This is a genomic window from Williamsia herbipolensis (genome assembly GCF_036153515.1).
Taxonomy (GTDB): domain Bacteria; phylum Actinomycetota; class Actinomycetes; order Mycobacteriales; family Mycobacteriaceae; genus Williamsia_A; species Williamsia_A herbipolensis.
The window spans coordinates 3,006,846-3,022,899 of the sequence record NZ_CP108021.1 but is presented as its reverse complement, the minus strand read 5'-3'; the positions used below and the strand labels follow the sequence as shown (position 1 = coordinate 3,022,899).

19 protein-coding genes are annotated in these 16,054 nt (G+C 68.2%); 7 read left to right on the top strand and 12 right to left on the bottom strand.

Annotated features, from left to right (window positions below; translation table 11 throughout):
* Positions 1 to 21 precede the first annotated feature (21 nt).
* The 5 genes from OG579_RS13745 (at position 22) to OG579_RS13725 (ending at position 6,660) form a co-directional block, all read left to right on the top strand.
* Entirely contained in the window at positions 22 to 1,095 is a 1,074-nt protein-coding gene (locus OG579_RS13745; protein ID WP_328856376.1) for a hypothetical protein, read from the top strand.
* A gap of 65 nt (positions 1,096 to 1,160) precedes the next feature.
* Complete coding sequence (locus tag OG579_RS13740) at positions 1,161 to 1,892, top strand: NADPH-dependent F420 reductase (RefSeq protein ID WP_328859243.1); 732 nt, start codon at positions 1,161 to 1,163, stop codon at positions 1,890 to 1,892.
* 128 nt (positions 1,893 to 2,020) lie between these two features.
* Entirely contained in the window at positions 2,021 to 3,262 is a 1,242-nt protein-coding gene (locus tag OG579_RS13735; RefSeq protein ID WP_328856375.1) for an ATP-grasp domain-containing protein, read from the top strand.
* Between the two features lie 41 nt (positions 3,263 to 3,303).
* On the top strand, positions 3,304 to 5,349 hold the full coding sequence (locus OG579_RS13730; RefSeq protein WP_328856374.1) for a hypothetical protein: 2,046 nt from the start codon (positions 3,304 to 3,306) through the stop codon (positions 5,347 to 5,349).
* 81 nt (positions 5,350 to 5,430) lie between these two features.
* Complete coding sequence (locus tag OG579_RS13725) at positions 5,431 to 6,660, top strand: hypothetical protein (RefSeq protein ID WP_328856373.1); 1,230 nt, start codon at positions 5,431 to 5,433, stop codon at positions 6,658 to 6,660.
* 19 nt (positions 6,661 to 6,679) lie between these two features.
* Here OG579_RS13725 and OG579_RS13720 read toward each other — a convergent pair whose 3' ends face one another.
* Complete coding sequence (locus tag OG579_RS13720) at positions 6,680 to 7,249, bottom strand: TetR/AcrR family transcriptional regulator (protein ID WP_328856372.1); 570 nt, start codon at positions 7,247 to 7,249, stop codon at positions 6,680 to 6,682.
* A gap of 101 nt (positions 7,250 to 7,350) precedes the next feature.
* Between OG579_RS13720 and OG579_RS13715 the strand changes: the two genes are divergently transcribed.
* Together OG579_RS13715 and OG579_RS13710 are read left to right on the top strand one after the other, a co-directional pair.
* Positions 7,351 to 8,538, top strand: a complete 1,188-nt coding sequence (locus OG579_RS13715; protein WP_328856371.1) for an FAD-dependent monooxygenase — start codon at positions 7,351 to 7,353, stop codon at positions 8,536 to 8,538.
* Positions 8,539 to 8,557: 19 nt separating this feature from the next.
* On the top strand, positions 8,558 to 9,490 hold the full coding sequence (locus OG579_RS13710; protein ID WP_328856370.1) for an aldo/keto reductase: 933 nt from the start codon (positions 8,558 to 8,560) through the stop codon (positions 9,488 to 9,490).
* Positions 9,491 to 9,737: 247 nt separating this feature from the next.
* On the opposite strand, the gene OG579_RS13705 is transcribed toward OG579_RS13710, so the two are convergent.
* The 11 genes from OG579_RS13705 to OG579_RS13655 form a co-directional block, all read right to left on the bottom strand.
* On the bottom strand, positions 9,738 to 9,944 hold the full coding sequence (locus OG579_RS13705; protein ID WP_328856369.1) for a hypothetical protein: 207 nt from the start codon (positions 9,942 to 9,944) through the stop codon (positions 9,738 to 9,740).
* A gap of 15 nt (positions 9,945 to 9,959) precedes the next feature.
* Entirely contained in the window at positions 9,960 to 11,105 is a 1,146-nt protein-coding gene (locus OG579_RS13700) for an XRE family transcriptional regulator (protein WP_328856368.1), read from the bottom strand.
* Entirely contained in the window at positions 11,074 to 11,742 is a 669-nt protein-coding gene (locus OG579_RS13695; protein ID WP_328856367.1) for a hypothetical protein, read from the bottom strand. The genes OG579_RS13700 and OG579_RS13695 overlap by 32 nt, the downstream gene beginning before the upstream one ends.
* Before the next feature lie 323 nt (positions 11,743 to 12,065).
* Positions 12,066 to 12,557 (bottom strand): phage protease, encoded by a 492-nt coding sequence (locus OG579_RS13690; RefSeq protein WP_328856366.1) that lies wholly within the window; start codon positions 12,555 to 12,557, stop codon positions 12,066 to 12,068.
* A 17-nt stretch (positions 12,558 to 12,574) separates the two neighbouring features.
* Complete coding sequence (locus OG579_RS13685; protein ID WP_328856365.1) at positions 12,575 to 13,465, bottom strand: major capsid protein; 891 nt, start codon at positions 13,463 to 13,465, stop codon at positions 12,575 to 12,577.
* Between the two features lie 12 nt (positions 13,466 to 13,477).
* On the bottom strand, positions 13,478 to 13,864 hold the full coding sequence (locus tag OG579_RS13680) for a DUF2190 domain-containing protein (protein WP_328856364.1): 387 nt from the start codon (positions 13,862 to 13,864) through the stop codon (positions 13,478 to 13,480).
* Entirely contained in the window at positions 13,861 to 14,463 is a 603-nt protein-coding gene (locus OG579_RS13675; protein ID WP_328856363.1) for a hypothetical protein, read from the bottom strand. The genes OG579_RS13680 and OG579_RS13675 overlap by 4 nt, the downstream gene beginning before the upstream one ends.
* A 6-nt stretch (positions 14,464 to 14,469) precedes the next feature.
* On the bottom strand, positions 14,470 to 14,865 hold the full coding sequence (locus tag OG579_RS13670; RefSeq protein ID WP_328856362.1) for a helix-turn-helix domain-containing protein: 396 nt from the start codon (positions 14,863 to 14,865) through the stop codon (positions 14,470 to 14,472).
* Positions 14,862 to 15,140, bottom strand: a complete 279-nt coding sequence (locus OG579_RS13665) for a hypothetical protein (protein ID WP_328856361.1) — start codon at positions 15,138 to 15,140, stop codon at positions 14,862 to 14,864. The genes OG579_RS13670 and OG579_RS13665 overlap by 4 nt, the downstream gene beginning before the upstream one ends.
* On the bottom strand, positions 15,137 to 15,502 hold the full coding sequence (locus OG579_RS13660) for a WhiB family transcriptional regulator (protein ID WP_328856360.1): 366 nt from the start codon (positions 15,500 to 15,502) through the stop codon (positions 15,137 to 15,139). Before OG579_RS13660 ends, OG579_RS13665 begins: the two co-directional genes overlap by 4 nt.
* Positions 15,499 to 15,876 (bottom strand): hypothetical protein, encoded by a 378-nt coding sequence (locus tag OG579_RS13655; protein ID WP_328856359.1) that lies wholly within the window; start codon positions 15,874 to 15,876, stop codon positions 15,499 to 15,501. The genes OG579_RS13660 and OG579_RS13655 overlap by 4 nt, the downstream gene beginning before the upstream one ends.
* Between the last annotated feature and the right edge of the window lie 178 nt (positions 15,877 to 16,054).

Below are 16,054 nucleotides of genomic sequence, written 5' to 3'. Positions count from 1 at the left end.
ACCGGCCCATAGAGTCGCCACGTGCCGATCGCCGCGAGACGTCCCCGAACCGCGGCACGGGCACTGACCCTGCTCGTCATCTGCGCCGGCGTCATCGGCCTGGCCGGATGCGGCGACGCCGCGGCGCCCTCTGCGCCCGATGCCGCCGCAGCGAGCAGCTCGTCGACCACCCCGAGCAACCCGGCCGGATTCAGCGGCGTCTACGAGACGCTCCTCACCACCTACCGGATCAACGGTCGGCGTCCCGCCGCGGGCGAGCCCGAAGCCCAACCGACCACGCGACGCTGGATCGTGCAGACCCGGTGTGACGGTCCCGGCGACGGCTGCGTCACCGTCGCCGCCGCGACCGCGCCCTCGGCGAGCAACCTCAACCGTCGGCGGATGGTGTTCGTCCACGAGGGCGACGAGTGGAGTCGCGTCACCGAGACCGTCACCCGCACCTGCACGCCCGCAGGCACGTCGGCGGCGGTGACCGAGCCGTGGGTGGGTATGCAGCAGAGCGAGTTCCGCGCGACGGCGTCGTCATCGGCACAGCAGATCACCGACCTCGACGGAATCGTCGACACCTACCAGGGCGGCAGCTGCGCGCAACTCGTCCGTTCCCGGATCCGTCTGCACCGCGTCGGTGACCTTCCCGCAGGGACTGCTCCGTTGCCGCGAACGCCGGTCGTCGCGGCTCGCACCGACATCCCGGGCGCAGGCCTGCGGGGCCGCTACGAGGTGGCGCAGACAACGGTCTCGGCGCGTCCGGCGAGCCTCGCCCGCCGCTTCCCGCCGACGAGCGGTGAGGCGAGGCTCGCGCCGGTCTGTCTCCGCGACGGCAGCCGCTGCATCATCGCCCTGTACTCGACCGGCGGTCAGTACCTCTCCGCCCTGTCGTACCGCTCACGCGGATTCGAGCGCACCACCACCGGAGTTCCGGTCACGTGTACGAACGGTGCCACCGCTGTCGCCCGCGCCTCCGAACGTGTCGTCCCACCGGCGAACGCGCCTCGTCCCTTCACCTCGGTGAGCGGACCGGGCACCACCACCTACCTCACCGGATGTACCGGATCGGTGTCCCGGCGCACCACGCTGACCCGTCTGGGTGACTGATCACATCTCCCCGTGGCCGTCGATCATCGGACGGTCGGTCCGGAATATCGCGGACCGCGCGGTGGCTGCACCTTCCGAGCCCGGCGCGAGCCCGGCACCGCAGACCGAGGAGAAGACACATGAAGATCGGCATCATCGGCGCAGGATTCATCGGGGGAACACTCACCCGCCGACTGCGTGACCTGGGACATCAGGTCTCGGTGTCCAACTCCCGCGACCCCCACGCCCCTGATCAGCAGGCCCTCACCGAGCTGGCCGAGGAGACCGGTGCCCACGCGGTGTGGGCACGCGACGCCGCCGAGGACGCCGACCTGGTGATCCTGTCGATCCCGCAGAAGAACGTGCCCGATCTGGCCGATGACCTGTTCTCCGCCCGCAAGCCGGGTGCGCCGATCATCGAGACGAACAACTACTACCCGCAGCAGCGCGACGGGCTGATCGCCGCGATCGAGGACGGCCAGACCGAGAGCGCCTGGGTGGCCGAGCAGATCGGCGAACCGGTGGTGAAGGTGTTCAACGGCATCTACTGGAAGCACCTGGGCTCGAAGGGTGTGCCCGCAGGCACCGATGGCCGCATCGCCCTGCCCATCGCCGGTGACGACGCCGATGCGAAGAAGATCGTGTCCGACCTCGTGGACGATCTCGGATTCGACCCCGTCGACGCGGGCAGCATCGCCGATTCGTGGCGTCAACAGCCCGGCCAGCCGGTCTACGGCAAGGACTTCGGCCCCGACGACGCACGCAAGGCGCTCGCCGAGGCGAACCCCGAGCGCACCGACGAGTGGAAGGCGACGTAACCGACTGTCGTACAGCATGGTTGGAGCGCGGTCCACCGTCATCGAGGTGGGCCCGAGGGACGGCGGGAGCGCATCTGTACCGTTGACGTCGATCATCTCCGACCGTTCAACGCGAAGGAAGGATCTCTATGTCGCAGCCCGCGAAGCTGCCGAAAGACCCCGAGAAGGGGTACGTGGCACTCCTCGGATGGAGTCTCGCCGCCGTCGAAGCCCTCGAGGCATTCGATCGCCGATACGTCGTCGTCGCCCCCGAATGGGCGCAGGAGTACTGCACCACCCACGACATCCCGTTCCTGCCCTGGAACTTCGAGCGACTGAACGACCGCTCACTCGAGATCGCCGAGACGTTGCGCGACATGGGCGTCGACGTCGCGATCCCGCTCTACGAGGAGACCGTCGAGTGGGCGGGCGCCATCAATTCCGTTCTGCTGAACAACCCCCGCCTGTTCGGCCAGGCGATGTTGTTGCGCGACAAGGCCTTGATGAAGCGCCGCGCACAGCTCGGCGGTATCCGGGTCGGCATCTTCGAGGAGGCCCACGACCGTGAGGACGTGATCCGCTTCCTCCGACGTGTGAACCAGACGCTGCTCAAACTCGACGGCGACCCGAACGACCCGATCCACCTCAAGGCGTTCGACAAGGCAGGCTGCCTGGGGCACCGCGTGATCCGTACCCCCGACGAGGTCGACTCCATCCCGGACGAGGAGTTCCCGGTGCTGATGGAATCCCACCTCGACGGCTGGGAGTTCGCGGTCGAGGCGTGGATCCACAACGGCAAGATCAAGTTCCTCAACATCTCCGAGTACGTGACGCTGGGGTACTCGGTGTTCGTGCCGGCCACCCCGGAGCTCGAGAAGTACCGGCCCGCGATCACCGCGCAGATCGAGAAGCTCATCAAGACCTTCGACATCGAGTTCGGTTTCGTGCACCCGGAGTACTTCGTGACCAGCGACGGCGAGATGTACTTCGGCGAGGTCGCCTACCGGCCGCCGGGCTTCAAGGTGTTCGAGCTGCTCGAGCGGGCCTACGGCTTCAACGCCTACCAGGGGCTTGCTCTCGCGTTCGACCCGAAGACCACCGAGGAGGAGATCGACGCGTTCTTCCCGAAGGAGGTCGTCGACGCGAGCGGTGTCGCCGGGTGTTTCGGTGTGTATCCGCGACGTCGCGTGGTAAGCAACCTGCAGATCCCCGAGGTCACCGCCGAGGACGACTACTACGAGACGAACGATCTCGCTCCGCCCCTGGAGGAGACCGTCACCAAGCGCACCGCGTTCGGGACGCACTGGGGTCTGCTGTACTTCTTCGGTGAGGACCCGTACCGGATGCGGGACCTGCTCAAACAACAGGAAGAACTGGACTTCTACGTGTGAGGCAGGAACTCGGGAACGACCACAGCGGACCGACTCAGTCGATGGACCCCGATCCCGGCACCGCCGGTGACGGGTCAGGCTCCGACGACGCCTCGGCACCGGTGGTCGACCCGGCTCTGACCTCGCGGCTCGCGCAACTCGACCATGCGACCGCCGCGCTGCGCGACGCCCCGGAGTTCACCAAGAACACCAAGGTTCGCCGTGTCCTGGACGCGGTCCACCGGGTGCTCGGCCAGAAAGGCGGCTGCGCGGCCATCCGCGAGCGGGCCGGCGCGCTCGACGACGCCGGACTGTTCGCGGGCACCGACTGGGCCCACCCCGACATCCTCGTCCCGGGGTTCGTGGGCACCAGCCTGCGCAGCGGGCAGGACGACATCGTCACCCTCGAGGCGACAAGTGAGCTGCGCCTGGTGGCGATCGCAGCGGGTGAACACACCCATCCCGCCATCGATCCCGACGACGCGAAGCGGTTCCTGTCGCAGGTGCTGGCGATGAACCTCGAGGTGCTGTTCACGCCGCCGTCGGAGGCCGAGCGCGTCCGCCTGGGCAAGACGGCGTACGTCATCCGCGATCTGTTCGGTTATGTCGCCGAGCAGATCGGCTACGACAGCGTGCTCGACGAACTCGTCGACGAGATCTGGCGGATCCTGCGCCAACGCCCCATCCAGGTCGACCAGGTGAAGGCGATCGTCACCCGCATCGCGATCTACCGCGACGACCCCTCGGTCGATCTCGGGGCGTCCGGACAGGGGCTCGACCGGTTGATCACCGCGCTGTTCGGCACCACCGACGCGTGTCGCGAGGACCCCGGTGTCGAGGTCTACCGCTCGCGCCTGGAGGTGATGGACGCGGGTGGATTGCAGTTCGAGGCAGGCGGTTTCGCGCGGGCCATGCACGACACCGGGCTGGTGTCGCCGTACCACGCCACCCTCGTGCGCCACCTCACCGAGAACAACGCCCACCTCCTGCCCGAGGCGTTGGGGTTGTCGGAGGTGGGGCGCACCTCGCTGCAGCGGTACCCCGAACTGGTGTCGCGGCTGATCATCGAGGCCGTGCATCCCGAGACCGCACAGTGCCTCTACGGGCTCGCACTGATGCTCGACCGCGGCATCCTGCACCAGCCGCCGATCGTGCCGTCGCTATGGCGCCAGATAGCACTGACGCTGTCGGACAAGGCATCCGAGCGACTGCACGCGGCGTTCGGCTCGACCCCGAGTCCCGAGGCGCGCCTGCTCGGCGGGCTGTTGTCGATGCTGGGCCAACCGCTCGGTGTCGGGCAGGGCGACAACCCGACCTGTCAGTCGGCGCGTGCCCTGTCGATGTGGGCCTACAACGATCCCGACTACCTGCTGCAGATGGTGGTGTGGGCCGCCCGCGACGACGAGATCGTCATGCACTTCGAGGGCAAGGCACTGTCGTCGACCGACAGCGTGAGCGGCGTGGCCACGAGCGACCCCATCGACCTCGACCCCGTGTCGCTGCTGCTGGTTCCCTACCTCGACCGCATCTACGCCGAGATGGTCCGCCAGTGCGCGGGACGGCCGGGCGACCCGCACCGCTGGGTGAACCCGGAGTTCCACGGCTGGTGGTCGGCACGCGACTTCCACATCGACGTCGACGTCGAGACCGGCAAGCTCACCGACCTCGACGGGTTCCTGCGGCAGTTCCACGCCTCGTACCACCCGGCCTACAACGGTGATCAGCCGCTGATCCACCCGCAGCCGGCGGGGGTCGCGGTGACCGACAGCGCCGCCCGCTACGTGGGCTGGCATGCGATCACCATCCTGCGCGTGGCGGCCGACCCGGACGGCGTGATGCGGGTGTACTTCTTCAACCCCAACAACGACAGCGGCCAGGACTGGGGCGACGGTGTCGTGGTGGGCACCGCGGGCAACGGCGAGCGCCACGGCGAGGGATCGCTCCCGTTCGACCAGTTCGCCTCGCGGCTCTACATCTTCCACGCCGATCCGCTGGAGAACGGTGAGCCGCACAACGTGCCCAGCGAGGACATCGACCGCATCGTCGGCTTCATCGAACGCAGCTGGGGTGCCGATCGCATGCCCGACCGGTCCCGATCGGGCTCATGACACCGCGGTCGGGCGCCCTCTGATCGCATGAATCTGCGACGAATACCGGTGTCGGCGCATCGGTTCGGGTAGACGTCGGTCATGCACGCGATCGACACCGGTAGCCGTCACGACACCGTCCGCACCGGGCGTGCGGCGCAGATGCTCGTCCTCGCGGGCGTGGTCCTGTTCGTGGGGCGAGGGATCGCCCGCATCGTCCACCCGGCGTTCTGGGCCGAGGACGGGGCGCAGTTCTTCTCCGAACAGATCAGCCGTGGTGGTCTCGACGTCCTGCTCACGCCCTATGCGGGTTACCTGCATGTGATCCCTCGACTGATCGCGCTGCTGTATGCGCCCCTGCCCTTCACGGTCGTCCCGCTGCTGTACGCGGTCACCGCCGTGGTCGTGGCGCTCGGACTGTTCTCGATCGTGCTCTCCGAACGACTCTCGTGGCTGTTGCCGACCCCACGGGCCCGTGCGGTCGCGTTCGTCCTGTTGTGCGTGTCCCCTGTCCTCAGCGAGGTCTACGGCAACATCGCCAACCTGATCTTCGTGGGCGGCGTGGGCCTGTTCCTCATCGCCCTGTGCGACGATCCGGCCTCGCAGGTGGGCCGGGTGGTCGAGGTCGTCGTCGTCGCCCTCTTGGCGACGAGCGGCCCGGTCGTCGTGCTCCTGCTCCCGGTGATCATCCACCGGTGGTGGCGTGTGGGTCGATCGGCGCAGTCCGCGGTCGTCGCCGCGGTGGCGATCGCCGGAGCGGTGATACAGGCCATCATCTACGCGTCGTCGTCGCGGACAACCCCGGGCGGCGGGTCGGTGGAGCTCGCCGTGCGTGCGGTGGTCGAACGCGTCGCGGGTGGCTGGCTCTTCGGGTTCAGCAGTCTGTTCCACCCCGACGGCGGACCGCTGCTGCCGACCGTCGTCACCTCCGTGTGGCTGGTGGCGGCGTTCGTCGTGACCATGGCGGTGCTGCGGTGGGATGCGGTCGCCCCCTGGTTCTCGCTGCTGGCGCTGACCGGGGCCGCGTGCTACGCCTACGGCACGATCTTCGTGTCCGGCGCGCTCGCGGGACAGCGTCATCTCGTGACACCCGTGGCGATCGTGATCGTCCTGCTCGCCGCCGCCGCCAGTCGATCCGGTGGTCGAGCCGGTCGGGGCGTCGCCGTCGGCTGCCTGATACTCGGGATCCTGGGTGTGCTGGCCGCGCTCTACCTGTCGGCCCATCCCGATCCCGCCGACCTGTCCGGCCTGACGAGCTGTCGCGAGACCGGAGCCCGCCTGTGCTACACCCCGATCACCCCGTCGGGGTGGGGCGTCTACCTGACCCGGTGAGCCCCGACGACTGCGACCCTCACCGCGGCGCGGCGACGGCGGCGGCGATGACGAGTTCGGCGGCCGCGTCGATGCGGGCGCGCTGTCCGGTCACGAGAACGTCCTGGCAGAGTCCCCGCAACCCGGAGACGACCAGCGTCGCACGGGCTCTCGCATCACTGCGTGGATGTCCCAGCGATGTCAACGCCGCGGTGATCGGGTCCAGCATCACCTCGACCGTCATGCGCGCGTACTGCTGGTAGGTGTCGGGATCGGTGCTCGCCAGACTGAGCACCTGCAGCATCACCGTGACGCTGCGGCGTTGCTCGCCCCGCGAGATGGCGCGCCACAGCGTCCTCGCGGCGTCGACGAACTCGGCGTCGGTGGTGACGTCGGCGAAGATACCGCCCGCGTCGGGGCGAGCCGCGTCCAACGCCTGCGCGAGCAGCCCGCCACGATCCCCGAAGTAGTACAACAGCATTCGCTTGCTCGTACCCAGCGCCTCGGCCATCGGCGCCAACGACAGGTCGCTCACCCCGTTGTCCTCCAGATAGGCCACGACCGATCGGAGCAGTGCGGCGCGCTTGTCCAGATCGGGCATTCGGGGCATTGCTTGAATGTATCGATCGGTACGCCTACCGTCAAAGATGTGCCGATCGGTACAGATATCATCGAGGAGGTCAGATCGTGAGACGAGACCCAACACTCCGCGTGGCGGTTGTCGGAGCCGGCATCGGAGGACTGAGCACGGCCATCGCACTGCGCGCCGAGGGGATCGACGCCGTCGTGTACGAGCAGGCGTCGGAACTGAGAGCGCTCGGTGCCGGCGTGTCCATCGCCACCAACGGTTCTCGGATCCTGGACGGTCTCGGTCTCGGCGAGCGGCTCAGGGATGTCGCGGGCAGGTTCTCGCAGTACGCGTTTCGCACCTGGAAGGGTCAGCCGATCGCTGGCGAGCCGTCGGAGCTGTCGTTCGGCGACCCCGAGCACACCCTGTTCCTGCATCGGGGCGACTTTCAACGGGTGCTGTCCGAGGCCCTTCCGGCCGATGCGCTCCGGCTGGGCCACGAGGTCGCCGCGGTCACCGAGCACGGCGACGGTGTCGCGGTGGAGTTCGCCGACGGCACCGTGGCCGAGGCCGACCTGGTGATCGGAGCGGACGGCATCCACTCCCGCCTGCAGGGACTGGTGAGTGCGCCCGCAGAGCCCGTCAGCGAGGGCGTGATGGCCTACCGGGCGCTCATCCCGGCCGAGCGCGTCGAGCACATCATCGACATGAACACGTGCTCCATGTGGCTCGGCCCGCAGCGCAGCTTCCTCGTCTACCCCGTCTCGGCCGGTTCACTGCTGAACGTGGTGGCCTTCGCGCCGAGCAACCTTGACGTCGCCGAGTCCTGGACTGCGCCCGGTGACGTCGATGAACTCGCCGCCTCCTACGCCGGATGGGATCAGCGCGTGCTCGACATCATCGCCGCGATGGACACGACGTTCCGCTGGGGGATCTACGACCGCGAACCCCTCGCGCGATGGTCCACCGATCGGATCGCACTCCTGGGCGATTCCGCGCACGCGGTCACCCCGCATCTGGGACAGGGCGCGAATCAGGCCATCGAGGACGCGGCGACACTCGTCGTCGTCCTGCGCGACTGCGCTGCAAGCGACGTCCCGGAGCGATTGCGGGTCTACGAGGATCTGCGACGCGATCGCACCCGACTGGTCCGCGAGAGCGCCCGCGAGGCGGGTCGCACCTATCGGTCGACCGGGCTGTCCGGTCTCGAACAGGCCGAGCGGATCGGAGCCATCGTCGCCCGCATCGACATCAACACCCACGACGCGGAGAACGTCGCCGAGCAGGCCATCGCCGCAGCAGGACCAGGATCGGCCACCGCGCGACGGTGACGGCGCCGATAGTGGAGGCATGAAGTACGTCGACATCGCCACCGTTCCCCAGCCCGCATCGCGCATCGTCCTCGGACTGATGCGCATCGAGTCCCTCGACGACGAGGAGATCCGCACTCTGGTCGAGGCGGCGCTCGACGACGGTGTCACCGTCTTCGACCACGCCGACATCTACGGCAGCGAGCGGCACGCATGCGAGCGCAGGTTCGGCGCGGCGGTGTCGTTCACGGCCGCACAGCGCGAACGTGTGCTGCTGCAGAGCAAGGTCGGCATCCGCGACGGGTTCTACGACTTCTCGACGCGCCACATCCTCGACACCGTCGACGAGTCCCTCGACGCGCTGCGCACCGACCACCTCGACCTGTTGCTCCTGCATCGCCCCGACACCCTCGTGGAGCCCGAGGAGGTCGCCGCCGCCTTCGACACCCTGCAGGCGGCGGGCAAGGTGCGCGCGTTCGGCGTCTCCAATCACACGCCGGGCCAGATCGAGCTCCTCCGGACAGCGGTGACCCAGCCCCTCGTGGTGAACCAGGTCCAGGTGAGCGTCACCCACGCGCCTCTGATCGCCGCCGGCGTCGCGGCGAACATCGGAGACCTCGAGCAGTCGGTGAGTCGCGACAACGGGCTGCTCGACTTCTCCCGCGTCCACGGCATCACGCTGCAGGCGTGGTCGCCGTTCCAGTCCGGCGTGGCCGGACGCGGGGTGTTCGTCGGCGACCGTGAGAACTATCCGGAACTCAACGATGTCCTCGACGACCTCGCGGCCGAGCACGGTGTGACACCGACCGGCATCGCTACGGCCTGGCTCACGCGGCATCCGGCGACCATCCAGGTGGTGCTCGGCACCACCACTCCGAGCCGTGTGTCGGAGGCCGCCGCCGGTTCGGACATCGTCCTCACGCGCGAGGAGTGGTACCGGATCTTCCGCGCGGCCGGACACACACTCCCCTGACCGCGCGAGCGCCCGGAGACGAACGAACCCGCCGACGCTGAGTGCGTCGGCGGGTTCATCGTGAGAGTGCGCCCGAAGGGATTCGAACCCCTAACCTCTTGAGTTAGTAGGGACGTGTCCGCGATTCCGTCCAGTTGTAAAATCAACCGTTCTACCAGGTCAACGGCACGCGGGCGTATCCCATAGTCCGGCGTCGACCACTTCATTCCAGCCATTTCGGGTGGGTAAAAGGTGGGCCATCGATCGATCAGACGAGCCGTTCGCGGATCGTTACCCGTGATGGCTCCTCGCCCGTCACCGTGCAGATGTAGTCGCGGGCCTCCATCTCGACGTCGCCGACGCGGCGGGCCTGGGTGATCGCTTCGCCCACGAGTCCATGCGTGCCGTCGAGCTCGGGGACGCGGATCACAAAGAGATCCCCGTCTCGAACGACGTCGATTACGTAGCGCTTCACCGTTCCCCCAGATGTCTAGAGAGCGCGCAGGTGGCGGTGGCCGTCGGCCTGGTCGGGCGGCGCCTGACGGGGCTGCGGAACGGACGCGATCGCCTCCAGTTCCTGCGCGGGTCTCAATTCCGCACCGAACGTCAAGGCGTGGAGGTCCGCCAGTGGGAGGTCCAGGGCCTCGGCAATCATCTGGGCCGTGACCGCCGAACTGCGACCACTGCTGAGCACCTGAGGGAAGACCCGCGACATCTCGTGGTGACGCATACCTCCCGGCTCGCCTGATCGATAGCCACGCTGCGACAACTCGATGCACGTCTGGCGGTAGGCCCATTCGGTGTACCGGCCTGCCCGATTTGCAGCAAACGCGATTGCCATCGCTGACACCTTGAACGTGTCCCGGACCGCCATCAGCTGGGCCAGCGTCGGGTTGCGCGGCAGGTACTCGACGACACTGGCCGCCGGCATCAGAAACTCGGACGCGAACTCGTCGGCTTCGCGCTCCTGGGCCGTCGTGTCCGCGGGCTCGCTCTCGTGAAGCACCAGGTGCCCAAGTTCGTGGGCGAGGTCGAAGCGGGTGCGCTCCGGCGTTTTGTGGCGTGCCAGGAACACGTACGGCACGCCCCCCGACCAGATGGAGTACGCATCGACCGCGTCGGCGAACGGGGGCAGGCTGTACACCCTGACGCCACGCGACTCGGCCAGTTGCACGAGGTTGGGAAGCGGTTTGGTCCCCAAGCCCCAGATTCCCCGCAGCAGTCGAGCGGCGCCTCTCGGGCGTTCTCCGACCAGCATCGGCAGGTCGATCGGCGGCAGGGCGAAGCGTTCCGAAATCCAGTGGTCGATCTCGACCCCGGAAATCCCGGCCGCGACGGCCGCCTGTCGCTGGCGTCCCGATGCCTTTCGAGCTGCCCGAAAGTTCACCTCCGCGACGTCGAACGACGTGGTCTGCTCCCGCGCGAAGTATCCGGTGGGAAAGCCCAGTGCCCGACCGAGCGCTTCGGCCGATCGCGTTGGCGCACCTTCGGTCTCGTACTTGGTGATGGTCCGAGGCGTGACCTTCAACTCGTGAGCAAGCTCAGTCTTTGTCCAGCCCCGCCGCATCCGCGCAACCTGGATTCGTTCCGGCGACAGGTAGCCGTTATCCAACCTCGTCGACCTGGAAGTCGACATCCTGGCCTCCCACGTCGAGCGGATTACGAGTCACGTCCCGCGGCTTCCAGCTGTCCAGGATCACGCGCACCTGCCAGCCGGTGAACTGGCCACCCTCGAACCCTATCGGCAGCGAAACTTCCAGCCGCGCCTCCCCTTCGGCTCGGTGATAGAGCAGGAACCAGCTACCGCTCGGCGGACGAGTTCCCGGGGTCGACTTTGTGTTCGGTCGCAGCGTTTCGACTCGGATCAGCGCCTGGTGGCCGGCATTCACCGCCTCGGCTGTCGCCACCCCCTTCTTGCGAGCCGCGAGCGGCCCGCTGGGGTGGTCGATGACGCCGGTGGCTTCGTTCCCGCCGATCGGCGACAGCGAGTATCCGTATTTCGTGTGCTTCGAGACCGGCCGGTTCCGAGGGTTGCTCTCGGTCCACGATCCGTGTTCTGCCAAGCCCTCGCGAAGTCGGCCAACAACCTCGATCCACCGGACGAGACCCGCGGCGGTCACCGGGTGAAAGTTGGTGATGTTGCCGGCAGCCGTCTCGCCGTTCTCGATCGCGGCCAGAATGTCGGAGACGGAGATGTCCATCTTCGCCAGGTACTCCTCCGCTTCTTCCGGCGGGATGATGACGGGTCCGTGATCGGGATCGGCGAGGGTCATGTGCTGCTTTCGGGGTCTGCGAATAGGTGCCCTCATATTCTTGCATGAAACCGGAACATCACGAGGTCAAACCGACGCTCGGCGCGCCCAATTGTCGAGAAAAACGCGGCCCCCTCGAAAAAAAGAAGTGACCAGGCAGGTCACTTCGGGGGCGGCCCCCCTCTATGAATTCGGGCGGGGGTGGGGACCCCGGCGCTGGGTGCCGACGCCGGCACCGGGGTCCCCGTCGACGACGGTGGCGCGGCGTCGGACCGGACGGTCAGGGGAAAGGGGCAAAGCCTCACCGTGGTCCGCGCGCGCTCACGCTGCTGTCGTCGACAGTCTCAGCGGAACCAGCCCGCGTCGTCCTGCTCGTCGGGCTGCGTGCCGTTGGAGTTGAGGCCGTGGCCGATCTCGACGAGGGGGACGACGTTGTCGGGCATGCTGGCGAGAACCTTGCCGAGTTCGGCGTCGGCGGTGACCAGTCCGACCCAGTGATCGCGTCGCGATGGCGGGATTTTGCCGGCCTTGATCGCGGAGTCGACGCTCTGCTCGACGCCGCGGCGCGCCGCGGCGGCCTTGAGGGTGCCCGCTTCGGCCGCCTGGGAGCGTAGCGACGCCAAGGTGTCGGTGTCGACGGTCTCGAGGCCGATCCTGCGGGCTGCAGCGGCCACGGTGGACGGTTTCTGGTCGTTCTGGCCGTCGGTTGCGCCCTGTTCGGCCGCTACGAGGTCGGTGACGGTCGCCAGGATGGTGTCGACGTCGGTGGTGTCGGCGGGCAGGCCGATCAGGTCGAGTAGCTGCGCGCTCTGGTCGTCGGTGAGGGTGAGAGGCATGGTGTGAGTCCTTTCGGTCAGCCGGCGAGGCCGGAGAGGCGCTTGAGGGCGAACGGGCGCTCGACGGCGAAGGCGGGAACGGCGAAGGCCTGCACCCACGTTGAGCGGGTCGAGCGGTCGGGGTAGCTCTCGACGGTCAGTGCGACTTCGAAGCCGACGGTGCCGACCTCGCCCTTCTCGCAGACGTAGGCGACGCCTGCGGTCATCCGCGGGTTGGAGAACAGCTCGACGCCGGCCGAGGTGAGCATGTTGTCGAGGTTGTCGCCGTAGGCGGTGCGCAGCGCGTGGGCCTGGTTGGGGTGGACGACGAGCAGGTTGTGGTGCACGCCGAGTTCCTGGAGGTCCGCGGCGAGCTGCGCGGCGGAGATGTCGGCGGTGGGTCGCGACGCCGACGGGGTGATCTGGTCGAGCGGGCCGACGGTGACCGTGGTCGACCAGTTGTGGCCGGTGACCGCGTTGGCCGCGTCGGCCGCGATCGCCGCCTCGACGTTGGCGATGGCGGCCACGTCGAGCTTGCGCGTGATGGTGTTGGCGAGCTGGGTCGTCTGCTGGTCGAGGTAGGACACGTCGTTGCGGGTGCGCTGCTCGTCGGTCACCTGGAAACGGCCGCCCCAGTCGGCGACGGTCGCGAGCTTGGGGTCGGGGTCGACACCTTCGACGACCTTGTATTCGCCGCCGGGTGCGCGCTGCTCGACGTCGGAGGTGTAGAAGTCGCTGGCCTTGACCACCGAGTAGAGGATCCCGCCGCCTTGCACCTGGCCGCCGAGGCCGTGGTAGAGCTTGTCCAGAATGATCTGCGCGTCAGCGAGTTTCGCGATGCGGTTGCGGATGACCGATGGCTGCTTGAGTGCGGCGTCGACGGTGAGGTTGCGGCCACTGAGGGTGGGTAGCAGTGCGCTGGTGGGCATGTCGTGCTCCTGTCAGTAGAGGCTGATCTCGGCGTCGGTGCCCGACGCGGCGGATGTGAGGGCGTAGCCGACGGCGACGCCGCTGGTCTTGGTGATCGCGGTTCCGCCGGTGCCGACCTGGACCTCTGCGAATGCGGCGACCGCTCCGGATGTCGTCACTCGGACGACGCGGGAGTTGCCGCGGGCGAGGACGGTGAGTCCGCCGGCCGTGGCGTCGTTGCGTGCGACTCCGCAGGTGCGCCCGGCCGCGGCGGCGGGTCCCACCTGGATGTTGCCGCCGGCGGGTCGGTCGGCGACGATCGCGACGAAGGTGCGGGCGACGACGGGGGTTGCCGCCTGGGCGGTGACGTCGGCGCCGGGGGCGTAGACCCCGACGTTGGTCGTGATGACGGTGCTCATGTGAGGGTGACCTTTCGGTATGTGCGGCGGCGACGAGCCGCCGCGACGGTGACTGCGCGGTCGCGGGGCCGTCCGGTTGTGGTGGTGCCGAACGATGCGGCGATGGTGACGCTCTTGGCGGCGACGAGCTGCTGGAGGGACTCGAGTGTCGTGACTGCTGGCGCGGTTGCGCCGAGCAGCGCGACACCCGTGATGACCAGCGGCCAAGTCGTTCCCTGGGTGTCTTTGACGTCGGCGTGTGCGTCGATCTTCCGATCGGGGTACAGAGTCTTGAGGTCTTGCATGCCTTCGACTGACCTGTCGGGGTAGTGCGACGGAATCGCCTTGGCCAACCACGCCGGGACCGAGCACATGTCGGCGACGAGCGTCTTCCCGCCGTCGGCGAGGCGGAGGTTGTCGAGGTAGCCGAACGATGGTCCGCCGTCGAACCGTGGGTCGTCGTGGCCCAGTTTGATGACCGGGCGTCGGATCACCCCGGCAGCGTGGGCGTCGACCGCTGAGCGCAGCTGTTCACGGGTGACGGTCCACGGCCCCGTCGAGGCATCCCAGGTGCCGGTCTTCAAGATCTCGACACCGCGGATGGTCTTAAGGTCGGTCATGCTCACCTACCGCCCATTGCGACGCTCGGCGAGGTCGATGATGGTCGCGGCTGGATATATCCACCGGCCGCCGGCACGTCGAGCCGGTATCGAGCCCCGGCGCGCACGGTCGCGGACACCATTCGGCGAGATACCGAGGATCCGGGCCGCTTCGGCCGTGTCGATGACTGCATAGGCCTCAGAGTTGACCGAATCCGGCTGTTGAGCAACATTTCTGGCGTTTCGACTGGCGTTTGGGCCTATCTGACTGGCGTACGCGCCATATTTGGCGATCAGAGCTGTCAATCGGGCCGTGGGACGCTGACCGTTCTGCTCGAGGAGCGTTGAGAACACCTGCAGGGCCTGGTGAGTCGTGCGGACGTCGCTGTCGTCGAGCAGCACGCCCGACACGCGCTCGCTCACCGCTCCTCCCCCGCCACGTACAGCTTCACCAGTCGTTCGCGCAGCGCCTCCGGCTCGTCATTGGCTCGAGTTGGCAGATCGCCGACCACCGACCAGACGAGGCCGGCGATGTCGGCGAACGTCGGGTCCTCTGCCACGAGATCGCAGATCGCCTCCCGGTGTGCGAGGGCGTCGGCCTCCCGGGCCGCGATCACCTGACGGATGAAGGCGGCCTCAACGCGCGCCGCACGTCCAGTCGACCGGAGTGGACCGGGGGTCTGGTCGGAGTCAGTCATGCCACAGCTCCCTCGTCGGCCGCCGGACTTTTCACGGTTGACCCTGAAAAGGTTTCTCGGGTTGGTCGACGACCTGCTGGCGGACCTGGGTCCGGGATGCGGCCGCCGACGACGCCGGCAGGTCGGCGGTGTCGATTCAGCGAGTCTGCCCAGGCGCGGCACTGCGTCAGCGCGGGACATGACGCGCAGACCGCGGCGGCGGCGCGGTATCGGCTGGCGACGGACTCGGCGGTCTCTCGAGTGTCGGCGGGGTCGAATAGATCCGGTCGGCCGGCGCACGCCGCTCCGGGCAACGCGGGCAGCTCGTCGAAAATGCGGGCGAGCAGTGAGATCCAGTCAGCGTTGGCATTCTGCGGTGTCATCGGGACTCTTTCGGCGCGGCGGCTCGATGGTGGTGGCAGCGGGCGCCGCCCGCGACTCGGATCCCGCACGCCTTGCCCGTGGCCGTGGGCGCCCCACAGACCGGCGCAGTGGGTTTCGGGGCGCTCCCGGACCGCCACGGCGCCGGTAGCGCGCCGGTGAGGTCGTGCGGCGGTTGTTCGTCGCCGAGGTCGACGCCGCGGTCGTAGATCCGGTCGCGGTCGACGATCCACAACACGACCGAGCCGTCGGCGTCGACGGTCTCGGCGAGATCGGACCCGGGGAGCCCGACGTCGTCGAGCGGGCGGCGAGTCGTCGGATCGAGAAACCGGAGCTCGTCGTCGCCTGGGCGAGTTTCGCGGTTCGTGCGGGCCATCATCGCCCCTTCCCGAAGTCGTTGACATCGGCCAGCCGTCGGAGGTGCGGCTTGCACTGCAGGCACGGAAGTGGCGCGGTGGAGTCGGCGGGCGTGAGCCACCCGCCGTTGCACCGAGGGTCGTGCACCGGACGCGCACCCTCGTCGTCAGAAACGGGTTCGCCCGTCCGATCCAACC